14 protein-coding genes and 1 pseudogene are annotated in these 14,339 nt (G+C 66.3%); 11 read left to right on the forward strand and 4 right to left on the reverse strand.

Translation table 11 applies throughout. The features are described from left to right. Positions 1 to 24: 24 nt before the first annotated feature. Together TX88_RS10070 and TX88_RS10075 are read right to left on the reverse strand one after the other, a co-directional pair. Positions 25 to 1,395 carry an aspartate aminotransferase family protein gene (locus TX88_RS10070; protein ID WP_044516480.1) on the reverse strand — a complete coding sequence of 457 codons (1,371 nt, stop codon included), beginning with the start codon at positions 1,393 to 1,395 and terminating at the stop codon, positions 25 to 27. Then, on the reverse strand, positions 1,392 to 1,904 hold the full coding sequence (locus TX88_RS10075) for an Lrp/AsnC family transcriptional regulator (protein ID WP_036440614.1): 513 nt from the start codon (positions 1,902 to 1,904) through the stop codon (positions 1,392 to 1,394). The genes TX88_RS10070 and TX88_RS10075 overlap by 4 nt, the downstream gene beginning before the upstream one ends. Before the next feature lie 123 nt (positions 1,905 to 2,027). Between TX88_RS10075 and TX88_RS10080 the strand changes: the two genes are divergently transcribed. The 11 genes from TX88_RS10080 to TX88_RS10130 all read left to right on the forward strand — a co-directional run bounded on the left by TX88_RS10080 (position 2,028) and on the right by TX88_RS10130 (position 12,763). Further along, positions 2,028 to 3,515, forward strand: coding sequence for a gamma-aminobutyraldehyde dehydrogenase (locus TX88_RS10080; protein ID WP_044516482.1), 1,488 nt, complete (start codon positions 2,028 to 2,030; stop codon positions 3,513 to 3,515). A 31-nt stretch (positions 3,516 to 3,546) separates the two neighbouring features. Then, positions 3,547 to 4,695, forward strand: a complete 1,149-nt coding sequence (locus TX88_RS10085; RefSeq protein WP_044519269.1) for an FAD-dependent oxidoreductase — start codon at positions 3,547 to 3,549, stop codon at positions 4,693 to 4,695. Positions 4,696 to 4,933: 238 nt separating this feature from the next. After that, entirely contained in the window at positions 4,934 to 5,524 is a 591-nt protein-coding gene (locus tag TX88_RS10090) for a type II toxin-antitoxin system RelB family anti-toxin (protein ID WP_044516483.1), read from the forward strand. A gap of 74 nt (positions 5,525 to 5,598) precedes the next feature. Continuing rightward, a complete protein-coding gene (locus TX88_RS10095) occupies positions 5,599 to 6,723 on the forward strand; it encodes an ABC transporter substrate-binding protein (RefSeq protein ID WP_044516484.1) in 1,125 nt (374 codons plus the stop codon). 13 nt (positions 6,724 to 6,736) lie between these two features. Next, the gene (locus TX88_RS10100; RefSeq protein WP_044516485.1) at positions 6,737 to 7,624 is read left to right on the forward strand and encodes an ABC transporter permease; all 888 of its coding nucleotides are present in this window, start codon (positions 6,737 to 6,739) and stop codon (positions 7,622 to 7,624) included. Beyond that, positions 7,621 to 8,421, forward strand: a complete 801-nt coding sequence (locus tag TX88_RS10105; RefSeq protein ID WP_044516487.1) for an ABC transporter permease — start codon at positions 7,621 to 7,623, stop codon at positions 8,419 to 8,421. The genes TX88_RS10100 and TX88_RS10105 overlap by 4 nt, the downstream gene beginning before the upstream one ends. Continuing rightward, the gene (locus TX88_RS10110; protein ID WP_044516489.1) at positions 8,411 to 9,499 is read left to right on the forward strand and encodes an ABC transporter ATP-binding protein; all 1,089 of its coding nucleotides are present in this window, start codon (positions 8,411 to 8,413) and stop codon (positions 9,497 to 9,499) included. Before TX88_RS10105 ends, TX88_RS10110 begins: the two co-directional genes overlap by 11 nt. Positions 9,500 to 9,529: 30 nt before the next feature. After that, on the forward strand, positions 9,530 to 10,948 hold the full coding sequence (locus TX88_RS10115) for an NAD(P)/FAD-dependent oxidoreductase (protein ID WP_044516490.1): 1,419 nt from the start codon (positions 9,530 to 9,532) through the stop codon (positions 10,946 to 10,948). Positions 10,949 to 10,952: 4 nt separating this feature from the next. Then, entirely contained in the window at positions 10,953 to 11,306 is a 354-nt protein-coding gene (locus TX88_RS10120) for a cupin domain-containing protein (RefSeq protein WP_044516493.1), read from the forward strand. Between the two features lie 36 nt (positions 11,307 to 11,342). After that, positions 11,343 to 12,269 (forward strand): sigma-70 family RNA polymerase sigma factor, encoded by a 927-nt coding sequence (locus tag TX88_RS10125; protein ID WP_044516494.1) that lies wholly within the window; start codon positions 11,343 to 11,345, stop codon positions 12,267 to 12,269. Further along, entirely contained in the window at positions 12,269 to 12,763 is a 495-nt protein-coding gene (locus TX88_RS10130) for a PPOX class F420-dependent oxidoreductase (protein ID WP_044516496.1), read from the forward strand. Before TX88_RS10125 ends, TX88_RS10130 begins: the two co-directional genes overlap by 1 nt. A gap of 12 nt (positions 12,764 to 12,775) precedes the next feature. Here TX88_RS10130 and TX88_RS10135 read toward each other — a convergent pair whose 3' ends face one another. Beyond that, positions 12,776 to 13,567 carry a phosphatidylethanolamine N-methyltransferase family domain-containing protein gene (locus TX88_RS10135; protein WP_044516498.1) on the reverse strand — a complete coding sequence of 264 codons (792 nt, stop codon included), beginning with the start codon at positions 13,565 to 13,567 and terminating at the stop codon, positions 12,776 to 12,778. A 98-nt stretch (positions 13,568 to 13,665) separates the two neighbouring features. Beyond that, positions 13,666 to 14,262 (reverse strand): annotated as a pseudogene (locus TX88_RS10140) (carboxymuconolactone decarboxylase family protein); the annotation flags it as partial. Between the last annotated feature and the right edge of the window lie 77 nt (positions 14,263 to 14,339).

Consider the following 14,339-nt stretch of genomic DNA (forward strand, 5'->3'; position numbering starts at 1 on the left):
CTCACCGCAGGCTCGAGCCAAAAACTAGAGCAGCTTTCCGGCTTCGGAGAGCACGCCGTGCAGGACCTCGTAGATCGCGTCGAACTCGGCCTGCCCGCTGATCAGCGGTGGGGCCAGCTGGATCACTGGGTCGCCACGGTCGTCGGCGCGGCAGTACAAGCCCGCTTCCCACAGGGCGGGGGTGAGGAACCCGCGCAGCAGCCGCTCGGACTCTTCGTCGTTGAACGTCTCCTTGGTGGCCTTGTCCTTCACGAGCTCGATTCCGTAGAAGAAGCCCTCACCGCGGACATCGCCGACGATCGGCAGGTCGTACAGCTTCTCCAAGGTGGCCCGGAACGCCGGAGCGGCCTCCTTGACGTGGGCGTTGATGCCCTCGCGCTCGAAGATGTCGAGGTTGGCCATCGCCACCGCGGCCGAAACCGGGTGTCCGCCAAAGGTGTAGCCATGCCCGAACACCGTCTTGCCGTCGTTGAACGGCTCGAACAGCCGGTCGCTGGCCACCATCGCGCCCAGCGGTGAGTAGCCCGACGTCAGGCCCTTGGCGCTGGTGATGATGTCGGGCACGTAGCCGAAATCGTCGCAGGCGAACATCGAACCGATGCGGCCGTACGCGCAGATCACCTCGTCGGACACCAGAAGTACGTCGTACTCGTCGCAGATCTCGCGGACCCGTTCGAAGTACCCGGGCGGCGGCGGGAAGCAGCCACCGGCGTTCTGCACGGGCTCGAGGAACACCGCGGCCACGGTGTCGGGACCCTCGAACTCGATGGCCTCGGCGATGCGGTCGGCGCAGTAGCGGCCGAAAACCTTTTCGTCGTGCGCGTATTCGGCGGGCGCCCGGTAGAAGTTGGTGTTCGGTGCTCGGAAGCCGCCGGGGGTCAACGGCTCGAACGGAGCCTTGAACGCCGGGATTCCGGTGATCGCCAACGCGCCCTGCGGCGTGCCGTGGTAGGCGATGGCACGCGAAACCACCTTGTGCTTACCGGGTTTTCCGGTCAGCTTGAAGTACTGCTTGGCCAGTTTCCATGCGCTCTCGACGGCCTCGCCGCCGCCGGTGGTGAAGAAGACCCGGTTCAGGTCACCCGGTGCATAGTTGGCGACGCGCTCGGCCAGTTCGATGGCCGGCGGGGTGGCGTAGGACCACAGCGGGAAGAAGGACAGCTTCTCGGCCTGCTTGGCCGCGGCCTCGGCAAGCTCCTTGCGGCCGTGGCCCACCTGGACGACAAAGAGACCGGACAGGCCGTCGATGTAGCTCTTGCCCTTGTCGTCGAAGATGTGGACGCCCTCGCCACGGGTGATGATCGGCGGGGTGATGCCCTCCCCGTGGCGGGCGAAGTGCCCCCACAGGTGGCGGTTGGCTTTGGCTCCTAGATCGGACTTTTCGGTGACGCTCATCGAGTTCCCCAATTGTATTGCTGTTTGACCAGTTTCAGATAGACGAGGGTTTCGGTGGTTATCACTCCCGGCAATGAGCGGATCTGGGTGTTGAGAAGTTCCAGCAGGCTGTCGTCGTCCTCGCAGACCACCTCGCAGATGGCGTCGAAGGACCCGGCCGTCAGCACGACGTAGTCCACGGCCTCGATGGCGGACAGCTTCTCCGCCAACTTGAGGGTGTCGCCGGTGCAGCGGATGCCGATCATCGCCTGCCGGGCGAACCCGAGTTGCAGCGGATCGGTCACCGCGACGATCTGCATGACGCCGGCGTCGACCATGCGCTGGACGCGCTGGCGCACCGCGGCCTCGGACAGGCCCACGGCCTTACCGATTCCGGCATACGAACGGCGGCCGTCGGCCTGCAGCTTCTCGATGATCGCCTTCGACAGTTCGTCGAGTTGAAAGGCGGTGCGAGAATTGTTCACGCGCAGTGGCACGGCCTGAAGGTCGGGACCATCAGGGTTGGTCATGCACCGATTGTGCACGGAATCCGTCGTTTAGGGCAACCGAATCGATGAAATCCCTCGTTTGAACCGGGCCCGAGCGCGGGATTGCGTAGAGATCGGATCGCCCATCGGTTACCGTGGGGCTCCATGAGCGTGGCAGTGAATGTGACGAGCAGCTGGATCAACGGTGCACCTGTGGCGACGGCCGGGGCCACCCATCAAATCATCGACCCCGCCACCGGCCGGCCTGTCGCCGACTACGCGCTGGCCACTCCGGCGGACGTGGACGACGCCGTGGATGCCGCCCGCAAGGCATTCCCCGCCTGGTCGAGGGCGACGCCGGCCGAGCGGTCGGCGGTACTGGCCAAACTGGCCAAGCTCGCTGATGAGCATTCCGACCAGCTGGTCGCCGAAGAGGTGAGCCAGACTGGCAAGCCGGTACGCCTGGCCACCGAATTCGATGTCCCCGGCAGCGTGGACAACATCGACTTCTTCGCCGGTGCGGCACGGCACCTGGAAGGCAAGGCCACCGCCGAGTACTCCGGTGATCACACTTCGAGCATCCGGCGCGAGGCCGTTGGCGTCGTCGCAACCATCACGCCGTGGAACTATCCGCTGCAGATGGCGGTGTGGAAGGTGATCCCGGCCTTGGCCGCCGGCTGTTCGGTCGTCATCAAGCCCGCCGAGATCACCCCGCTGACCACCCTCACCCTGGCGCGGCTGGCCACCGAGGCCGGCCTGCCCGACGGCGTGTTCAACGTCGTCACCGGCGGTGGCGCCGACGTCGGCACGGCGCTGGCCGGACACCGCGACGTCGATGTCGTCACGTTCACCGGATCCACGCCGGTGGGCCGCAAGGTGATGACCGCCGCCGCGGCGCACGGCCACCGCACCCAGCTCGAGCTGGGCGGCAAGGCCCCGTTCGTGGTGTTCGACGACGCCGACCTGGATGCCGCCATCCAAGGCGCCGTGGCCGGTGCGCTGATCAACACGGGCCAGGACTGCACCGCCGCCACCAGGGCGATCGTCGCCCGCGATCTGTACGACGACTTCGTCGCCGGTGTCGCCGAGGTGATGAGCAAGATCGTCGTCGGCGATCCGCACGATCCCGACACCGACCTGGGCCCGCTGATCTCGTTCGCGCACCGCGACAAGGTGGCCGGCATGGTGGCGCGGGCGCCCGAGCAGGGTGGCCGCGTGGTCACCGGTGGCGTGATCCCTGATCTGCCCGGCGCGTTCTACCGGCCCACCCTCATCGCCGATGTCGCCGAGACCTCCGAGGTGTACCGCGACGAGGTCTTCGGTCCGGTGCTGACGGTGCGGGCCTTCGCCGACGACGATGACGCGATCCGGCAGGCCAACGACACCGTCTACGGCCTGGCGGCCTCGGCCTGGACGCGGGACGTGTACCGGGCACAGCGCGCCTCACGTGAGATCAACGCCGGGTGCGTGTGGGTCAACGACCACATCCCGATCATCAGCGAGATGCCGCACGGCGGCGTCGGTGCGTCGGGATTCGGCAAGGACATGAGCGACTACTCGTTTGAGGAGTACCTCACCATCAAGCACGTGATGAGCGACATCACGGGTGTGGCCGAAAAAGAATGGCACCGAACGATTTTCAGCAAGCGCTGAGCATCCGGTCGGGAGGTTGCCCGCAGTGACCATGACGTGCGTGGTGATCGGTGCGGGTGCCTGGGGTCTGCCCGCCGCGGCGGAACTGGCCCGCCGCGGGCACCGGGTGACGCTGATCGACCGCTACGGCCCGCTGAACGGATTGTCTTCCTCGGCGGGGTCGACCCGGTTGTGGCGGCTCGCCGATCCTGATCCGCTGCGGGTGCGGACGGCGCAGCGTGGTGTCGACGCCATGCACCGCCTCGCCGAGCGGGCGGGAACCCCGGTGTTCCTCACCCGTGGTCTGCTGTGGCGCGACGACGAGTCGCTGCCGGCCGTGACGTCGACACTGGACGCCTTCGGGGTCGCGTACACGAGCGTGGCTCCCGGTGACGTGGATCGGTTCTTCCCGGGTCTGCGCGGCGACGGGAGGGACGCTCTCTGGCAGCCGGTGGCCGGCGTCGTGCTGGCCGCCGCATCGCTGCAAGCTCAGCTGATGTTGTTCCAGAGTGCCTCCGGTGCAACGCTTCTCGAACGTGACGTGGCCGGCGTGGAGAGATCCGCCAATGGCGTCCGGGTGGTGCTGGCCGAGGGAGACGTGATCGACGCGGATGTCGCGGTGATCGCAGCCGGCCCGGGGGCCGGACACCTACTGTCGCCACTCGGGCTGGACCTGTCGCTACACCCATACCTGGAACAGGTGGTGTACTTCGGCGATCCCGCGAATCCGGCTGCCACCGAAGACTTTCCATGCCTGTTCGATGGGCCGTCGGCCGACCGTCCGGGGATCTACGCCATGCCGTCGCCCGGTGCGGGCTACAAGGTCGGTTTGGACGCACCGCTGCGGGACTACCGGGCCGACGATGTCGACCGGACCCCTGACGGTGGGCGGACGGCGGTGCTCCGCGATCGGATCCAGGCCGACATACCCGCTGTTGTTCCGACGGTGCTCGATGCTCAGGTCTGCAGTTGGACCGACTCTCCCGATGGCACCTTCATCGTCGACCGGCTCGAGGGTGGAATCGTCGTTGCATGCGGCGACTCGGGGGAGGGTTTCAAGTACTCCGCGCTGATGGGCGAGGTGCTCGCCGATCTCGCGGAAGGGCGCACGCCGGACCCGGATGTCGCCCAGTGGTCGCTGAGCCGCTTCGCGGCGGGTGTGCCTGAGCGCACCGGCCCACACGTGCTCGGCAGGCATTAGGCACCCTCAGTCGCACCGCGAAATCGGTCGTGAAAAGCGATTGTCGCTGCGGGAATCGTGGGTCTGCCACTGGGTAATCGACGATAACAGCGCGTGTGTGGTCTACATCACAATCCTTGGTTGATGTGATCGAAGCCTTGCGAATCGCCGTCAAACGGACATAGGGTTCGGCTTGAGCGAACAAAGTGTTCGCTGAAAACAATCCTCTTGCTCTTTTGAGACGAACGGATGTTTCGATATGAGTGCGACCGTCGAGCCGGATCCCGCTGAAACGGCAGACACCGTGGTCGGAGGCCGGATTCGTCAGTTCCGGGCCGCGCGGAAGATGTCTCTTCGGCAGCTGGCCGATCGTGCCGGTATCTCCCCGGGCTTTCTCAGCCAGGTGGAGCGCGGGCAGGTCAACGCGAGTGTCGGAACCCTGCGCCGCCTGGCTCAGTCGCTGGGCATCGTGCTTCCCGACTTGTTCACCGACGACGAGGTCACCGACGTCCGCATTCTCCGGAAGGCGGCGCGGCCGACCATCGAGGTGTCAGAGTTGAGCTCGAAATACCTTCTGTCGCAAAAGCCGCTGCGAAACCTCGAGGTCTACGCGGGTGAACTGGCGCCCGGGTCGAGCGCAGGCGAGGCCTACGTGCACGGTGACGCGCAGGAGATCCTGATCGTCATCGCGGGCACTCCGACCCTGGAGCTCGACGGCGAGCGCTACGTGCTCGAGCCGGGTGACAGCGCGGAGTACCGCACGTCCATGCCGCACACCGTGCACAACTTGAGTGACGCGCCGGTCGAGCTCATCTGGATTGTCAGCCCCCCGACCGACTGGCCGACCTGACGGGCCGCTCGTCCCGTTGCGGATGTGCCCATGTCCGCGAACACCTTTCCGCCCAGATCCGAAGGAGATCCCCAATGAACATGTCGCCTGCCGCTCGCAGTGTGTCCGCCTTGATCGCTGCCGGGGTCCTCCTGGCCACCGCGTGTACGCCTGCGGGTCCCGGCCAAGCGGCCGACGTCGATCTGGGCAGCGGACCACCGCAGGCCGGCACCGTCAAAGAAGGCGCTCTCAAGGGCATGACCCTGACGTTCGTGTCGTACGGCGGCATCTTCCAGGACGGGCAGACGAAGGCGGCGATCGAACCGTTCGCCGCGCAGTCCGGCGCAAAGGTGTTGCAGGACGGGCCTACCGAGAACTCGAAGATCAAGGCTCAGGTCGACTCCAAGAACGTGACCTGGGACGTGGTCGACAGCACCAACGTGTTCACCGCCAAGAACTGCGGCACGCTGTTCATGCCGCTGGACACCAGCATCGTCGACATCAGCAAGCTGCCCGCGGGCACCAAGACCGACGACTGTTCGGTCCCCGCAATGGGTTACGGGCTGATCGTGGTCTACAACACCAAGAAGTACGGGGCGAATCCGCCGAAGACCTGGACCGATTTCTACGACACCGCGAAGTTCCCCGGTAAGCGCGCCATCGAAGGCGTGCCCGGTGAACTCGACCCCGGCGTCCTCGAGGGTGCGCTGCTCGCCGACGGTGTCGCCCCGGAGGCGATCTACCCGATCGACATGGACCGGGCGCTGGCCAAGATGAACAGCATCCGCAACGACACGGTCTTCTGGACCACCGGCGCACAGTCCCAGCAGCTCATCGAGTCCGGCCAGGTCGACATGGCGCTGGTGTGGAGCGGGCGCGCATACTCGGCGGTCAAGAACGGGGCGCCGTTCGCTCCGATCTGGGACCAGTGGATGCCTGAGGCCGACACGATCGCCGTTCCCGTCGGCGCCAAGAACCCCAAGGCGTCCATGGCGCTCATCAACTTCTACCTCGGCGCCCAGCAGCAGGCCAAGCTTGCCGAACTGACGTCCTACAGCCCGATCAACGTCGATGCCAAGCCGCAACTCGACGACCTGGCGCGGTCGTACCTGACCACCACGCCGGAGCGCGAAAAGGACCGGTTCCCACTCGATCTCGGGTACTGGGCCGAACACCAGGAAGAAATCGCCAACAAGTACACGTCCTGGCTCGCGGGCTAGGAGGTCTCGTTCCATGACGATGGTCGATGTTCTGGCGGGCGGAGCGCCACCCAAGACCCAGACCACTCCCAGCACCTCCGGTCGGAGGCTCGGCGACATCGGTTTGTTGGCGCCGTCGGTTCTGCTCGTCCTCGGGGTGTTCGGACTGCCGCTGGCCATCATGTTCTGGCAGGCGTTCAGCGACCCAGAACTCGGCTTCGGCAATTTCGCCTGGTATCTGGGCGATTCCGTGCAGCGCAGCGTCCTGTTGCGCACCTTCACGACGGGCCTCGAAGTCACGGTGATCTGCCTGGTGCTCGGCTATCCCTACGCATACGCGATGGTCGCTTTCGGGCCCGCGGTCCGCATCGCGCTGACCCTCATCGTGCTGGTTCCGTTCTGGACCAGCCTGATGGTGCGCACCTTCGCCTGGGTGATCCTGCTGGAGGACGGCGGGCCGCTCCAAACCCTGCTGTCGTTCGTCGGGCTGGGCAGTGTGCCGCTGCTGCGTACCAACCTGGGCGTGGTCATCGGCATGAGCCAGATCCTGTTGCCGTTCATGGTCCTGCCGTTGTATGCCGTGATGTCGGGCATCGACCGGCGGCTCGTGCTCGCATCGTCGAGTCTCGGTGCGCGACCGGTCATCTCGTTCGCCAGAATCTGGGTGCCGCTGTCGCTGCCCGGCGTCGGGGCCGGCTGCCTGATGGTTTTCATCAGCAGCCTCGGCTTCTATGTCACGCCCGCGCTGCTCGGCGCTCCCGATGACGCTCTGATCAGCCAGCAGATCTACGTACAGGTCACCAGCTTGCTGGCCTGGGGCAGGGGAGGGGCGATGGGTGTGGTGCTGCTGCTCGTCACCTTCCTGGTGCTTGCCGCCCTGCTGTACCTGCTGCGCCGAAACCGCAAGGAGCGCACGGCATGACACGGTATGCGAAGACGTTCTGGAACGTCCTGCTCGGGTTGTTCTGTGCGGGGGTCGGCTTGTGGTTGGTCGCACCGTCGTTGATCGTGGTGCCGCTGAGCTTCACCGACCGGCCGTCGTTCGCCTTCCCGCCGACCGGATGGTCGACGCGCTGGTATCACACGTTCTTTGAGGATCCGGCGTGGATCGCCGCACTGAAAGCAAGCCTGGAGGTCGGGATCCTGGTGGCCGTCTTCGCCACCGTCTTCGGCACGGCCGCGGCGGTGGCGCTCAGCCGTACCCGACTGGCCGGGCGGCAGGGCATCCGCGCATTCCTGTTGGCGCCCATGGTTGTTCCGGTGATCGTGGTAGCAGTCGGCCTCTACGCGTTGTTCCTGAGGCTGAACCTGCTCGGAACCCTGTTCGGTTTCGTCGTCGCGCACACCATGTTGGCGCTGCCGTTCGTCATCGTGCCGGTGATGGCCAGCCTGCAGGGATTCGACCGGCGCCTGGAGGACGCGGCCGCGATCTGCGGTGCCGGCCGATGGACCACGTTCCGGACCGTCACCCTGCCACTGGTGGCCCCGGGGGTGCTCTCGGGCGCGCTGTTCGCGTTCGCGACGAGCTTCGACGAGGTCGTTCTGTCGCTGTTCATCCAGAACCCGTACCTGCAGACGCTGCCGGTCAAGATGTACGCCTCGGTCACGCGCGACACCGATCCCACGATCGCTGCGGCCGCCACTCTCATCCTCGCCCTGACGACATGTCTGACCGTCGTCGCGGCCATCTACTCGCGCAGGAGGAATCGTGTCCGCTGACAACACCCCGCACGGTGCGTCGATCACCTTGCGCGGCCTGACCAAGACCTACGGGTCGGAAAAGGCCGTCGACGCCATCGACCTCGATGCGCGGCCCGGTGAATTTCTCACGCTGCTCGGCCCCAGCGGCTCGGGTAAGACCACCACCCTGAACATGATCGCCGGCTTCGTCGACGTCACCGCGGGCGAGCTGCTGATCGACGGCAGGCCCGTCGCTGATCTCCCGCCGTACCGGCGCAACATCGGCATGGTTTTCCAGCACTATGCGCTCTTCCCGCACATGACGGTGATCGACAACGTCGAATACCCGTTGCGCCAGCGCAAGATGCCCAAGGCGCTGCGCCGCGAGAAGGTGGCCGCGGCGTTGCGCACGGTCGGCCTCGACGGCTACGGCAAGCGGATGCCCAAGGAACTGTCCGGTGGTCAGCAGCAGCGTGTCGCCTTCGCGCGGGCGATGGTCTACGAACCGCGCGTCCTGCTGATGGACGAGCCGCTGGGCGCGCTGGACAAGAAGCTCCGCGATTCGCTGCAACTCGAGATCAAGCGCATTCACGGCGAACTCGGCACCACGTTCGTCTACGTCACGCATGACCAGGACGAAGCGCTGGTCCTGTCGGACCGCATCGCGGTGTTCAACAAGGCGCGTATCGAGCAGATCGGCTCGCCGACCGACCTTTACGAGCATCCGCAGAGCATCTTCGTGGCCCGCTTCCTCGGCGAGTCGTCGCTGTTCCACGGAAAGCTCGAGGACGAGTGCATCGTGAACGCCTACGGCCGGCGGATCGTGGCCGCCCAGGGTGAATCGACGCGCGGTGATTCGGTGGCCGTCGTGGTGCGGCCGGAACGCATCCGCATCGTCACGGGTGACACCGAGCCCGCGGTCGTCAATGCGGTGCCCGGCACCGTGATCCAGGAGATCTACCTCGGCAGTTCGCGCAAGGTCGAGGTCAGCCTGCCCGACGGCACCGTCGCACTCGTCCGCGAAAGCGCGGACAGCATCACGCCGATCGAAGCGGGACAACAGGTTTGGTTGACGTTCGACCCCGAGGTCGCCACCATCCTGCCCGCCGACAACTAATCAAACCGCCACGAGTACAGGAGAACCAAGATGTCCCCCGACGGTCGCACGACCAGCGGTCTCGCCAATGACTTCGTGAACGGCAGTGTGTCGTTCTGGTACCGGGCAGCGGGCTGGCCCGAATCAAGACCCGCCCTTCCGGGTTCGCTCGAAGCCGACGTCTGCATCGTCGGGGCCGGCCTGACCGGCCTGTGGGCGGCCTACTACCTCAAACGGGAGCAGCCCGACCTCCGGATTGTCATGCTGGAGAAGGAGTTCGCCGGGTTCGGAGCCTCCGGCCGCAACGGTGGGTGGCTCTCGGCCGAACTCGCCGGTTCCCGCGACGCCTATGCGTCCACCCACGGGCACGACGGTGTCGTCGAGCTCATGCGCGCCATGCGCGGCGCGGTCGACGAGGTCATCGGGGTCACGAAGTCCGAGGGCATCGACGCCGATGTCGTCAAGGACGGTGTGCTGCATGTGGCGCGCAACCAGGCGCAGATGGGTCGGCTTCGCGAATCGCTCGACTACGAGCGGAGCTGGGGTGCCACAGAAGACGACTTCGTCGTCCTGACCGGCGACGAATCCAACGCCCGCATCCGGGTCGAGCGCGCCATGGGCGCTCTGTTCACCCCGCATTGCGCCCGGGTGCAGCCGGCCAAGCTGGTCGGTGGCCTGGCTCGCGTGGTGGAGGGCATGGGCGTCGCCATCTATGAGCAGACCGAGGTGACCGACATCAAGGCGGGTCGTGCCATCACCGGCCGTGGCGATGTCCGCGCCCCCGTGATCCTGCGCTGTCTGGAGGGTTTCACCGCGACGATGCCGGGCCAGCGCCGGGCGTGGCTGCCGATGAACTCATCGATGGTGGTCACCGAACCTCTGCCCGAATCCGTGCTGCAGCAGGTCGGCTGGAAGGGCGCCGAGCTCCTCGGCGACTACGCGCACGGCTACATGTACGCGCAGCGTACGGCCGACAATCGAATTGCCCTGGGCGGCCGGGGAATCCCCTATCGGTACGGGTCGGCACTCGATCATCGGGGAGCCACCCAGCAGTGGACCATCGATGCCCTGCGGGCTCTGGTGCACGACATGTTCCCTGCCGCTCGCGATGTTCCGATCGAGCACGCGTGGTGTGGTGTGCTGGGGGTGCCGCGCGACTGGACGGCCACCGTGGACTTCGACCGGGCGAGTGGGCTCGGCACCGCCGGCGGCTATGTCGGCAGCGGCCTGACCACCACCAACCTGGCCGGGCACACCCTTGCCGATCTCGTGCTCGGACGCGACACCGCGCTCACCCGGCTGCCCTGGGTCGGGCGACGGGTCCGCAAGTGGGAACCGGAGCCTTTGCGCTGGCTCGGGGTGCAGGCCATGTATGCGCTGTACCGCACCGCTGACCGGCGCGAGTCCACCCGCGGCCTCGCCGGCACCAGCGGGCTGGCACGCGTGGCCAACAAGATCACGGGGCGCTGACCCGATGGAGACGACGAGTGTCAGCCTGTTTTCTGTTGCCGCGTCCACGGTCGAAATGCCTGAGCCGCAACCGAAACCGACGAGCGTCAGTGGTCAGCTGGAATCCTCGCTGGAAGTCTGGGGCGACGCGGTGACCGACACCGGGGTGTGGGAATGCGACCCGGGTGAGTTCACGGCGGACCGGTCCGGTGCGACCGAGGTGTGCCACATCATCTCGGGCTCCGGCACGGTTGTCGGTGAGGACGGAACGAGCGCGGACATCGGGCCCGGCACGCTGCTCGTGCTGCCCCGGGGCTGGCGGGGAACGTGGTTCGTCAAGGAGGCGATCCGCAAGACCTACGTCATGGTGGGTGCCTGAGGCGTCGCTTGTTCGTTCCGCCCTAAACTGGGGTCTATGACCGCGAGCGCTCGGGTCGGCGAGTTCGAGGAGCTGCGGCCCCATCTGCTGGCTGTGGCCTACCGGCTCACCGGAACCTTCGCCGACGCCGAGGACATCGTCCAGGATGCGTGGATCCGCTGGGAAGCCAACCGCACGCAGATTGCTGACCTGCGGGCCTGGCTGACCACGGTGGTGAGCCGGCTCGGCCTCGACCGGTTGCGGTCCGCGGCGCACCGGCGCGAGGCCTACTACGGGGAATGGCTGCCGGAGCCCGTCGTGACCGGGCTCGACACGAATGACCCACTCAATGCGGTGGTGGCGGGGGAAGACGCCCGGTTCGCGGCGATGGTGGTGCTGGAGCGGCTGACCCCCGATCAGCGGGTTGCCTTCGTATTGCACGACGGGTTCGGGGTGCCGTTCAGCGAGATCGCCAGTGTCCTCGGGGTCAGCGACGCATCGGCCCGCCAGTTGGCCTCGCGGGCCCGCCGCGCGGTCGCCGACGATCCGCCGCCGTCATCGCCCGACGATTTGCACAACCAGGTCGCCGGTGAGCTGATGGCCGCCCTGGCAACGGGGGAGCTCGACGCGGTCGTGAAACTGCTCCATCCCGACGTCACGTTCACCGGCGATTCGAACCGCCGCGCCCCGACCGCGGCCCGGGTCATTCACGGTCCGGACAAGGTGGCCCGGTTCATTCTCGGGCTGGCCAAGAAGTACGGCCCGAATTGGCTGGCGGGCAGTCAATTCGCGCTCGTCAACGGCCAGCTGGGCGTCTACACGGCAGGCGCGCCCGCCGGTGACGGCTACCCGGAGCTGATGCCCCGGGTCACGATCTTCACCGTCCGGGACGGGAAGGTCTGTGCGGTTTGGGATATCGCGAACCCCGACAAGTTCACCGGATCTCCGCTTCGTGGAGATGCTGACCGTGGAGGTGCACAGTGATGCCGAACGAGCCCGGAACCCTGGCCCACACGTTCAGCCGAATGATGTTCCGCGGCATGGACAAGATGCGCCACCGCGACGCCTTCGACGTCGGGCCGGCCACGGGAACCACCTTCGCCGGGTTCGAGAACTACCGGCAGATCGTGCTGGTGACGTTCAAGAAATCGGGGGAGGCGATGCCCAGCCCGATCAACCATGGCATCGCAGACGGAAAGCTCTATGTGCGCACGGATCCGTCGACCGGGAAGGTCAAACGCATCCGCAACAATCCGAAAGTCCTTGTGGTGGCGAGCAATCTGCGCGGCAAGCCCAGCGGACCCGTGGTGGCCGGCGTGGCGCGCATCCTGCCCGAGGCGGAGCATGCGCATGCGGAGGCGGTGATCGCCGCCAACTGGAGCGCGCCGATGAAGCTGTTCGAGCGCAGTCTCGACTACGGCAGCGAACTGGCCGGGATACCAACGGCTTACATCGAGATCACGCCCGCGCAGGCGTGACGCATTCCGGCGTCACAAGACGTACGGGATCAACGCCTTGCGGTCGGTGGGGTACTCGGGGAACTTCTCCTGGTACCAGGTGTGCGTGCCCAGCGCCCGGGGAATCAGATTGCCTGCGGTGATCAGCAGGATGACAACGCCGGGCAGGGCCCAGGTCAGTAGCGCGAAGCCGGACCAGGCGATGAGCTCGCCCAGATAGGCCGGGCTGGTGACGAATCGGAAGCCGCCACCGAACGGAATCCGGTATTCCGCACCGTCGGGATTGTTCTTGTCGCGCAGGTTCCGCACGATCGATTCGGAGTTGACCAGCAGCACGAACCCGCACAAGTAGATCACCAACCCCACCAGGAATCGCGGGTCGGTCAGCCATGCGGTGGTGTACTGCCCGAAGAAGTCCTGGCTGAACAGGGTTCCGTTGAGGTAGCCGTGCATGGAGGTGACGAGCATGCCCATGACGATCACCGAGATGTTGAACGTGCCGCGCTTGCCGGGCACCTGGCGGATCGCGAGCGGGAAGAACCAGCCGCGGTTGGCGTAGTGCAGCAGCCAGATTCCGGCGAGCACCAGGGACGTCGGCTCGAACCGGTTCGGCCCGGCCAGGTAGCTGATCAAGAACACCACGGTCGCGGGGATCTCCATCAGCCACCAGCCGAGCTTCGGGTTGAGGTTCAGGCCGAGTTTCGTCGTCGAGAAGCGCCCGTAGGAACTCTGGGCGAAGAACCCGCCGATGATCACGAACGCCGCGAACGCGAAGGCCGCGGTCAGCACCGTGTCATAGAACGTGTTGCCGGTGTACCAGTGCATGGCTGATTCCTAGGTGAGCGGGTGGTTGCAGCGGCTGCCAACCGCTATTTCTGTAACGTGTTCTACCACCCGGTCTCGGCCTCAGGCCAGCGACACGGTCACTGGGCCCACGGAACGCGGCACGCATCTCCGGAGTTGAAGCCCTGCTCGGTGATGCCCAGGGCCGAGTACATCCGGGACCGCATGTTCTCCACACCGATCTGGTAGGTCAGCTCGATCACGCCGTCGTCGCCGAAGCGCCGGCGCAGGTCGTCCACCTGCTCGTCGGTGACGGTATGCGGGTCGGTCGTCATGGCGTCGGCGTAGGCGATGGCGGCGCGCTCGTCGTCGGTGAACAGCGGCGAGGTGGCGTAGTCGTCGATCGACTTGAGCCGCTCGACGTCGAGGTTCTCCAGCCGCATGAGCATGGAGCCGAAGTCCACGCACCACGAGCAGCCGACGGTGCGGGCGGTCCAGAACACCGCGAGCTCGCGGACCGTGGCGGGCAGCTTCTTGGAGCCACCCTGCAGCAGCATCTCGTGCACGCCGTTGGCCACGAGCAGCCGCGGATGGTTTGCGGCAACCGCGAACGGCTCGGGCACCTCACCGAACTCGCGCTTGGCGTACCAGTACATGGCGCGGGTCAGCAGGCCGGCTTGTTTGGGGGTGACAGCGGGGATTCGGGTCTTGGTCTCGGTCATACCCGTTAGACGAGACAGCCCCGGAATGTGTGACAGTGCAAAACGGGCGCCGACTCTGCGCTCAGATCGTGATTCCCCTCGAAAACACGATC

The organism is Mycolicibacterium septicum DSM 44393, assembly GCF_000455325.1.
GTDB classification, from domain to species: domain Bacteria; phylum Actinomycetota; class Actinomycetes; order Mycobacteriales; family Mycobacteriaceae; genus Mycobacterium; species Mycobacterium septicum.